The sequence below is a fragment of the Thiobacillus sp. genome (genome assembly GCF_024708915.1).
Genome location: NZ_JANJXQ010000227.1, coordinates 1 through 9,133 on the forward strand (window position 1 = coordinate 1; position 9,133 = coordinate 9,133).

Here is a 9,133-nt window from a genome sequence, read left to right on the forward strand (position 1 = left end):
TTTTCCTTCCTGGACCATCCTTGGGACTTGGCATCGAACACGTAGCCCATCTCCTTCAGCCGGTCACGCTGGCTGCGGAAGACCGCTCGATCCACAGTGGGGTCAAGTTTCACGTCCTTGCTAACCCAGACAAGGTCGGCAAGATCGGCCCCAAACAATTCCAGCAACGCCTGAAAAACCGGATCATGGTTTTCATGCTCCTGAACCAGCGCAGCTGGAACAGGAATATCGGATGGACCGGCTTGATTCGCTGCCGCTGTGGGCTCTGTGGCGATTGGATCGGGTTCAGTCGGCACGTCCTCAATCTTGCCCTCATCAACCGTGTCCAGAAATATTTCCATTACCTTTGCGCGGATATCGGTGGTCGATTTGCCGCGCCAAATATACGAACTGAGGTAAAAGTTCTCGACGAGAAACTCACCCTCGTATCGGCCTTCCGAGAACTGATCGAGGATGGACTCCTTGACCTTGAATTCTCCGATCGGGGTGGTCAGGTCGCCGACGCAGAACTTGCCGTTGGCACCTTTGATTTCCTTGATTACAAGCGTTCCATTGATGCGAATAGACATAATGCTCTCCTTAATAAACAGAAAAAAAAGGAGCACTTTCCCCAAAGGGAGCGTGACTCCCCATGGGGTGGTTGAACTGCGATGGAATTCCAGGTCGGAAGACCCGCCGTTTTCAGGAACTGAACGGCTTTAATGGGCGATGCATAACGTGCATCGGTCGGGCTGATACTGACAGCCAGCAGTGAAACTTTGGCAAACGGCTTATCCAAGATGGCCAGTTCTCCTGGATACCCCGCTCGCGGGGCAGGATGGGTTGGTCATGATTCAATGTGGTTGGTAATGGAACCCCTGCTCAACTCTTCCATATAGGAAGCGACGCGCCGCACTGAGGGGCTCGGCGCGAATTTTGGTATGCGGCAAACCGCAAATGCCGTGACCGTTCTGGCCGTCACAACCCATGATCTGATCGATGCCCAGAAGGCTTGCCCGAAACCTGGTCTCGGGCAAGCCTTCTGGCGGGTGTAGGGAAGACGGGTTATCGGTCCGTCTCAGGGATGAGGCAAGCAGATGGGGATGCATCCGTCGCCAATGTAACCCCTGGGAAACTGCGGAGGAATCCCAATCCGGTATGAGGGGCTGCCCGGACTAAAAGCCAGCGCTTAGGGCGCCAATCCTGCTGTACTCAGCAAACGAGAAACTGGGTTTACCGAAACGGGCATGGCCCGCTTGGGTAAACGCCCAGAGGCTGGGCGTTTCCTTCCATCAACCGAAACAGATTCTATCAGCCAGGATAGATTGGATGCGACGGAACCGGAGCACATCCCGTTCACGAAGCAATCCCCGACGACGCGCAATGCAGTGAAACCACCTCGCGTCCTCGATCGGCACTTCAGCCTTGGCCATCAGTTGAAGGAAGTTTAGTGAGAGTTGGTGACTCATGGATGTCTCCTGGTTGGTTGCGGGGCTTTCACCGGAGGGTTGGCCCTCTGGTGAAAACCCCGTGCAGGAGGTTTTCAGATTGACTCCATCAATTCAACAGAGTGCTCGCCAAGGCGATGACTTGTGACACCACCACGCACAGGCTCATGATGCGCAAATCGAACAGAACATTCAGAAAAGCTTCTTTCATCGTGGACTCCTGGTTTTCAAAATGAAAACCGGGGAGTCCACGACACCCGGCAGGGAGCGTGAAACTCCCCGGTCGTGTTTGTGAAGCTGGACGTTACTGGCCGCCTGCTGCAGCCTCTTGCTGTTGCGAAGAGCCTACAGGCAAAACAACTGGATTACCGTCCACCCAGGCATTGGTGATCTTGAGCAAGCGGCCCTTGATCATCACACCGGTATCACCCTTCTTGCGCGTGCCCACGTCTTTTTCGTAGACAAACACTTCAGGGTAGATGTCACCCAGCTTGAACTGGATCATTACTTTCCGTTTCTCATCTCCATGCGGCTTGAGTACCTCGATCGCTTTGATCGCGTCCTGACCATAAACCCGCACATCGAATTTAGTCGACTCAGGTTTGATCGAGCCATCCTTGTTCCACTCACCACGTAGAGCGGAAATGGAGCAGGCGAGGAACGTTTCACCTTTGTTGGGCTTGACCATGCGAACACGGTTCAGGTAGCCAAGGCCGGTGACATGAAGATCGTAGAATTTGGATTCAGACATAATGCTCTCCTTAAAAAATAAAAAAGGGGAGCACTCTCCCCAAAGGGAGCGTGGCTCCCCATGGGGTGGTTGAACTGCGATGAAATTCCAGATCCGAAGACCCGCCGTTTTCAGGAACTGAACGGCATTTATGCGCGCCTTGCGGCAAAAGGCTCCTTACGGGAGGCCAATCGGGCTGCATGAGCCAACAAAACAGGCTTTAGGTTGCCAATTTTCAAATGGAGTGTCAATACTTGGCCGGGGCGGCTTAACAGGCTCGAAAGCATGGTCGCTAGGCACCCATGGCGTAATGCGCTACCGCGGCCTTCGCTTCATCGCAACACTCCTTGTGCTAAGCAGCTTCTAGTGTGTTGCATTCACCAGTTGAATCCGCAACCGCACACCGGCCATTGACTACAAATGCCGCTGAATGGACGCTTTCAACGTCGGCGAATGCGTATTCCCAACCCACAAGAGTCAGATGGAAATTTCGAGCGGTCGTCTGCTTGGTGCCTAATTACGGACGCTGGCGAGAGTGGCAATTTCGCGTCCGAGTGGTTGTGCTAGGTGGGCCGCGTACCTTATTTAATCTCTTGACGTTATAGTTCTTGCAATTTATTCCATGTTTCTACTATCATCGAATCATGGAAACGAAAGCTGTTATCTCCGCTCTTGCTGCGCTTGCCCAGGAGTCCCGCCTGGCAATCTTCCGCGCACTAGTCCAAGTTGGGCCGGCCGGTCTAGCCGCCGGAAAGGTCAGCGAGGTCACGGGTATCCCGCCGTCCTCGCTGTCTTTCCATCTGAAGGAGCTTTCACACGCCGGAATGGTGGATTCCAGGCAGGCAGGCAGGTTCGTCATCTACACCGCGAATTTCGAAGCCATGAACGCATTGCTGGGTTTTCTCACCGACAACTGTTGCGGCGGTAATCCCTGCACGTCTGCGTGCACCCCGGCCTGCGAGCCTTCAATGGAGTCGTCCTAGTTTCTTAGGCCTGGAATTGCTAGCGCAACCAGCCCATCATCCCCGAGTTGTTACCTGTTCAATGTCATCTCAAAAAGGACCTATCGTGACCAAACCCTACACCGTGCTGGTGCTGTGCACCGGCAATTCCTGCCGCTCGCAAATGGCCGAAGTACTGTTGAACCATGATCTCGCCGACCAGGTGCGCGCGCTGTCCGCCGGCACCCGGCCGCAGCCGAAGGTGGCCGACGGCGCGATCGCGGCACTGAAAGCCGCCGGCCTCAATACCGATGGCCTGCACCCGAAGGACATCGACGCGGTGATGAACGAGGACATCGACCTGGTGGTGACCGTGTGCGACAACGCCAAGGAAGCCTGCCCGATCTTCCCGAAGCCGATCCCGGCCATCCACCTGCCGTTCCACGACCCGCACGGCGAGCCGCTGGAAAGCTTCCTCGCAGTGCGCGACGACATCCGCACCCGGTTGATTGCGGCTGTGCGCGAGAAGCTCGACCTGCAGGCAGCGGCTGCCTGAATCGACGGAGACGTTGCCATGGCTGAACCGGTCTTCAACGTGCTGTTCCTGTGCACCGGCAATTCGGCGCGTTCGATTCTGGCTGAGTCGCTGTTGAATAGCCTGGGCAACGGGCGCTTCCGCGCCTATAGCGCGGGCAGCCATCCGGCCGCACAGGTCAATCCATTCGTGCGGGAACTGCTGGAAAAGAGCCATCTGTCGACTGCCGAATTGCGCAGCAAGTCCTGGGACGAGTTCGCACAGCCGGGTGCCCCACGGCTCGATTTCGTCTTCACCGTGTGCGACAAGGCGGCCGGCGAGGTGTGTCCAGTGTGGCCGGGTCAGCCGATGACCGCGCACTGGGGCGTTCCGGACCCGGTCGCAGTTGAAGGCACGGATGATCAGAAGCGCCACGCCGTTGTCGACGCCATGAACCAGTTGCAGCGCCGCATTTCCATGTTCGTCTGCCTGCCGTTCGCCACGCTTGACAGGATCAAACTGCAGCAGGCCGTACAACTTATTGGGGAGACAACATGAGCGCGCAGTGCGAAGTGACGGGAAAACGCGCCGCCGGCGCGCCGATGAGCGTGTTCGAGCGCTGGCTCACCCTGTGGGTGGCGCTGTGCATCGGTGCCGGCGTGCTGCTTGGTCAGGTGTTTCCCGCACCGTTCCAGGCGCTGGGGCGGATGGAAGTGGCGCAGGTGAACCTACCGGTCGGCCTGCTGATCTGGGTGATGATCATCCCCATGCTGATGAAGATCGACTTCGGCGCGCTGCATCAGGTGAAGTCGCACTGGAAGGGAATCGGCGTCACCCTGTTCGTCAACTGGGCGGTGAAGCCGTTCTCGATGGCGCTGCTGGCGTGGATCTTCATCCGCCATTTCTTCGCGCCCTACCTGCCTGCCGAGCAGCTCGACAGCTACGTCGCCGGCCTGATCCTCTTGGCCGCGGCACCGTGCACCGCGATGGTGTTCGTGTGGAGCCGGCTCACCGGCGGCGACCCGTACTTCACCCTGTCGCAGGTGGCGCTGAACGACGCCATCATGATCGTTGCCTTCGCCCCCATCGTCGGTCTGCTGCTCGGCTTGTCAGCCATCGTGGTGCCGTGGGACACACTGTTCATCTCGGTGGTGCTGTACATCGTCATCCCGGTGATGCTGGCGCAGGTCTGGCGCAAGGGTTTGCTCAAGCGCGGGCAGGCAGCGTTCGACGCGGTGATGGCGCAGCTCGGTCATGCATCCATTTTGGCCTTGCTGGCCACGCTGGTGCTGCTGTTCGCTTTCCAGGGCGAGGCGATTCTCGCGCAGCCGCTGGTCATCGCGCTCTTGGCGGTGCCGATCCTGATCCAGGTGTTCTTCAACTCGGGGCTGGCGTACTGGCTCAATCGCAAGGTTGGCGAGCAGCACAGCGTCGCCTGCCCGTCGGCGCTGATCGGTGCCTCCAACTTCTTCGAGTTGGCGGTGGCGGCGGCGATTGCCTTGTTCGGCTTCCAGTCGGGTGCGGCGCTCGCCACCGTGGTGGGCGTGCTGATCGAGGTGCCGGTGATGCTGCTGGTGGTGAAGATTGTGAATCGCAGCAAGGGGTGGTACGAAGCCGGTCTGTCTGCCAAATAAGGAGAAAATATGCTGAAACGATATGCGTTGATTCTGCTTGCTGCCGTGACCGGGCTGTTTGTGCTGACCGCGCGCGCCGACTACCAGCCCGTGGCGCAGAAGGTCGTCGACAACGTCTACGCAATCGTCGGCCCGCTCGGCCTGCGCAGCGCGGAGAACGACGGCCTCAACGCCAACTTCGGCTTCGTCGTCACGCCCAAGGGGGTGATCCTGATCGACTCGGGCGCCAGTCTGCTTGGCGCCAAAAAGATCGAAGCCGCCATTGGCAAGGTGACCAGGCAGCCGGTGCGCTGGGTGATCAATACTGGCAGCCAGGATCACCGCTGGCTCGGCAACGACTATTTCGCCGGCAAGGGGACCGAGGTCATCGCAATGAGTCGAACTGCCGCCACCCAAGCTGAATTTGCAGGTCAGCATATGCAAAGCCTCGGCCGCTTCCTGGGTAAGCGTGTGCAGGGCACCAAGCCGCTGCCCGCGCCGAAGACTCTGCCGGATTCAACCACGCTGGAAATCGGCGGCGAGACCCTGATGCTGGCCTATACCGACGCCCATTTCTCGGGCGACGCCTGGGTCTGGTTGCCGCAGCGTGGCGTGATGTTCAGTGGCGATCTGGTCTATGTCGACCGCCTGCTCGGCGTGCTGCCGTGGTCGAGCGTGAAGAACGGGCAGAAAGCCTTCCATGCGCTGGCCGCGCTGAAGCCCGCGCACATTGTTCCCGGCCACGGCCGGGTATGTGACCTGGCGCAGGCGCAGCGCGAAACCGGCGACTACTACGACTTCCTCGCGGGCAAGGTGGGCGCCGCGGCGAAGGAGATGGAGCCGATCGACGCCACGCTCGACCGTTACGCAGACGTGCCGCAGTTCGGACACCTAGAGAACTACAGTGAGCTGCACCGCGCCAACATGAGCCGCGCGTTCACCGAATTCGAGTCGCAGTGATGTTCGACGCCTTCGCGACCCTGCTGGTCTACGATCTCGCTGGCTTGGCGCGGGACACCCCGTTGGGCGCGGCGCTGCACTTCTTCGTCATGGACGTGGCGAAGATCCTGGTGTTGCTCACCTTGGTGATCTACGCCATGGGCCTCTTGCGCGCGCTCTTGAAGCCCGAGAAGGTGCGCGAATTCATGCGCAACCGCGGCAACCTGCAAGGCCGCTTCATGGCGGTGGGGCTGGGTGCGGTGACGCCGTTCTGCTCGTGCTCGTCGATTCCGCTGTTCATCGGCTTCGTCGAGGCCGGCATCCCGCTCGGGGTGACGTTTTCGTTCCTGATCGCCAGCCCGATGATCAGTGAAGTCGCCGTCGTGGTGCTGGCGTCGGTCATCGGCTGGAAATTCACCGTACTGTATGTCGTGGCCGGCATTTTCGTGGCGCTGATCGGCGGCTTCGTGCTGGAACGCTTCAAGCCGGAGCGCTGGGTCGAGGACTACGTGTGGAAAATCCACATGGGCGAAACCGCAGCGATCGAAGAGGACACCTCGCTGCGCGCCCGGCATGACTATGCGGTCGCCCAGGTAAGGGAAATCGTTGGCCGCATCTGGAAATTCATCCTCATCGGGGTGGGGGTCGGTGCTTTCATCCATGGCTACGTGCCGGCCGAGTTCGTTGCGAAGATCGCCGGCGACGGCGGCGTGCTGTCGGTTGTCGGCGCGGTGCTGGTCGGCGTGCCCCTGTATTCCGACGCGGTAGGCATCATCCCCATCGCCGAGGTTCTGCTGCAAAAAGGGGTGCCCATCGGCACCGTGCTGGCGTTCATGATGGCGGTGACCGCGCTGTCGCTGCCGGAATTGATCATCCTGAAGAAAGTCGTGAAGGTGCCGTTGCTGGCGCTATTCACGGCCTACCTCAGCATCGCGTTCATCATCGTGGGCTTGCTGTTCAATGCCTTGAAAGGGGTTTTATGAGTACCGACCTGCATCCCTCCATCGTCGCCCTGGTTTCGCTGGCGGCCAATATCGCGGCCAACCATCCCGGCCAGGGCCTGTGTCAGATCGAGCGCCTGAAGGGCTACGGTGTGTCGCGCGAGCAGATCGACACGGTGATCGAGATCGCGCGCCATATCCGCGACGAAACCGCGCAAAATCTCGACGCCAAGTTCGATGCGGCCTACGCTCGCCATTTTTCGCAGGCGGCCGACCGGATCGCCGCCATTGCGGTGGCGGAAAGCGGCGCCTGCTGCACCCCCACGCCTTCGGGTAAGTCCTGCTGCTGAAAGGAGACTCGCATGAGTACACACGAACACGACCAGATCCGCCAGCAGGTGCGTGACGCCTACGGCGCCGTCGCACGCGCTGAATCTACTGGCTGCTGCGCACCGAGCACGGGCTGCTGCGCGCCTTCCGACGAGGACGTCACCGAGCTGCTGTCGCGCGGTATCGGCTACAGCGCCGAGGAGACGGCGGCGGTGCCGGAAGGCGCCAACCTGGGCTTGGGCTGCGGCAACCCGCAGGCCATCGCGGCGCTCAAGCCGGGTGAAACCGTGCTTGACCTCGGCAGCGGCGCCGGCTTCGACGCCTTCCTCGCCGCGCACCAGGTTGGCGCGAGCGGCGCCGTCATCGGCGTCGACATGACGCCCGACATGGTGTCCAAGGCCCGCGCCAACGCAGCCAGAGGCGGCTACGCCAACGTGGATTTCCGTCTCGGCGAGATCGAGCATCTGCCGGTCGCCGATGCCACCGTCGACGCCATCATTTCCAACTGCGTCATCAACCTGTCGCCTGACAAACGCCAGGTGTTCCACGACGCCTTCCGGGTGCTGAAACCGGGCGGCCGTCTCGCCATTTCCGACATCGTCGCCACGGCCCCGCTGCCTGAGGAGCTGCAGCGGGAGGTCGCCCTCTACACAGCGTGCGTCGCCGGCGCGGCGAATGTCGATGAACTCACAGCGATGCTCGCGGCGGCGGGCTTCGTCGACATCCGCATTGCCCCCAAGGACGCCAGCCGCGAGTTCATCCGCCACTGGGCGCCCGGCCGCGGGGTCGAGGATTTCATCGCCTCGGCCAGCATCGAGGCGGTCAAGCCGGTAAACTGAAGGAGAACGCGAATGAAAGACATCAAAGTGCTCGGCAGCGGTTGCGCCAACTGCAAGACCACGCTGAAGCTGATCGAGGAAGTCGCCCAAGCCCGCGGCATGGCGGTCAAGCTGGAGAAGGTCGAAGACATGGCGGCCATTCTCGGCTACGGCGTCATGTCCACTCCCGGCGTGGTGATCGACGGCAAGGTGGTGCATGCCGGCGGCGTGCCTGATCGCAAGAAGATCGAAAGCTGGTTCTGACGATACAGCTGCCCGAATTGACAGGGCAGGGGAAGCCGGTGGGCGTGACGTCTGAAATCCCGAATCCCTCAGGGTGTCTATTATGGATAATGTCTTGTTTGTAAATTTTCCGGGAACCCGTCATGCCCAGCCTTCGCCGCATCGTTGCCGCCACCGATTTTTCCGATTTTTCAGAACGGGTGGTGCAGCGCGCCGCACAGCTGGCCAAACAGCATCAAGCCGAACTGCATCTGCTGCACGTGGTGCGCCCACTCGACCTTTATCCTAGCCTGACACTGGCCCCGGAAGAACTCAAGCATACCGACCAGGATTTGTTGCAGACGGAGCAGACCCGGCTCGACGCCATGGCTGCCAGACTGGTCAGCCAGCTGGGTATTCAAGCCCGCACTGCTACCCGTCTGGGCCGAGCTCATAGCGAAATCGCCGCCTACGTGCAGGAGGTGTCCGCCGATCTTTTGGTTGCCGGGGTGCGCGGTGAGAACACACTCATGGATCTGTTCCTGGGATCAACCGTGTCGCGTCTGCTGCGGGTGGACATCTGTCCAGTGCTCATCGTCAGAAACCCTGCGGACGGGCCCTACCGCCAGGTGCTGGCGGCGGTCGATTTCTCTCCGGT

At 60.3% G+C, this 9,133-nt stretch carries 13 protein-coding genes; 10 read left to right on the forward strand and 3 right to left on the reverse strand.

The annotated features are described in order from the left end of the window. The 3 genes from Q0L94_RS15095 to Q0L94_RS15105 form a co-directional block, all read right to left on the reverse strand. On the reverse strand, positions 1–569 hold a 569-nt coding region (locus Q0L94_RS15095), incomplete at its 3' end, for a DUF3275 family protein (protein ID WP_296754782.1). 702 nt (positions 570–1,271) lie between these two features. Beyond that, on the reverse strand, positions 1,272–1,448 hold the full coding sequence (locus Q0L94_RS15100) for a hypothetical protein (protein ID WP_296754784.1): 177 nt from the start codon (positions 1,446–1,448) through the stop codon (positions 1,272–1,274). Positions 1,449–1,731: 283 nt separating this feature from the next. After that, positions 1,732–2,178, reverse strand: coding sequence for a DUF3577 domain-containing protein (locus tag Q0L94_RS15105; RefSeq protein ID WP_296754787.1), 447 nt, complete (start codon positions 2,176–2,178; stop codon positions 1,732–1,734). 623 nt (positions 2,179–2,801) lie between these two features. On the opposite strand from Q0L94_RS15105, the gene Q0L94_RS15110 reads away from it, so the two are divergent. The 10 genes from Q0L94_RS15110 to Q0L94_RS15155 all read left to right on the forward strand — a co-directional run. Continuing rightward, positions 2,802–3,140: a metalloregulator ArsR/SmtB family transcription factor gene (locus Q0L94_RS15110; RefSeq protein WP_296754789.1), complete on the forward strand. Its 339-nt coding sequence runs from the start codon at positions 2,802–2,804 to the stop codon at positions 3,138–3,140. Between the two features lie 85 nt (positions 3,141–3,225). After that, positions 3,226–3,654 (forward strand): arsenate reductase ArsC, encoded by a 429-nt coding sequence (locus tag Q0L94_RS15115; RefSeq protein WP_296754792.1) that lies wholly within the window; start codon positions 3,226–3,228, stop codon positions 3,652–3,654. A gap of 18 nt (positions 3,655–3,672) precedes the next feature. Then, a complete protein-coding gene (locus tag Q0L94_RS15120; protein ID WP_296754794.1) occupies positions 3,673–4,170 on the forward strand; it encodes an arsenate reductase ArsC in 498 nt (165 codons plus the stop codon). Further along, positions 4,167–5,246 (forward strand): ACR3 family arsenite efflux transporter, encoded by a 1,080-nt coding sequence (arsB, locus tag Q0L94_RS15125; protein ID WP_296754796.1) that lies wholly within the window; start codon positions 4,167–4,169, stop codon positions 5,244–5,246. The genes Q0L94_RS15120 and arsB overlap by 4 nt, the downstream gene beginning before the upstream one ends. A 9-nt stretch (positions 5,247–5,255) precedes the next feature. Beyond that, on the forward strand, positions 5,256–6,185 hold the full coding sequence (locus tag Q0L94_RS15130) for an MBL fold metallo-hydrolase (protein WP_296754798.1): 930 nt from the start codon (positions 5,256–5,258) through the stop codon (positions 6,183–6,185). Beyond that, on the forward strand, positions 6,185–7,147 hold the full coding sequence (locus tag Q0L94_RS15135; protein WP_296754801.1) for a permease: 963 nt from the start codon (positions 6,185–6,187) through the stop codon (positions 7,145–7,147). The genes Q0L94_RS15130 and Q0L94_RS15135 overlap by 1 nt, the downstream gene beginning before the upstream one ends. Then, a complete protein-coding gene (locus tag Q0L94_RS15140; protein WP_296754803.1) occupies positions 7,144–7,455 on the forward strand; it encodes a hypothetical protein in 312 nt (103 codons plus the stop codon). Before Q0L94_RS15135 ends, Q0L94_RS15140 begins: the two co-directional genes overlap by 4 nt. A gap of 12 nt (positions 7,456–7,467) precedes the next feature. Further along, entirely contained in the window at positions 7,468–8,274 is an 807-nt protein-coding gene (locus Q0L94_RS15145; RefSeq protein WP_296754805.1) for an arsenite methyltransferase, read from the forward strand. A gap of 12 nt (positions 8,275–8,286) precedes the next feature. Further along, entirely contained in the window at positions 8,287–8,517 is a 231-nt protein-coding gene (locus Q0L94_RS15150) for a thioredoxin family protein (RefSeq protein ID WP_296754807.1), read from the forward strand. A gap of 122 nt (positions 8,518–8,639) precedes the next feature. Then, the coding region (locus tag Q0L94_RS15155; RefSeq protein ID WP_296754810.1) for a universal stress protein at positions 8,640–9,133 on the forward strand (494 nt) is incomplete at its 3' end.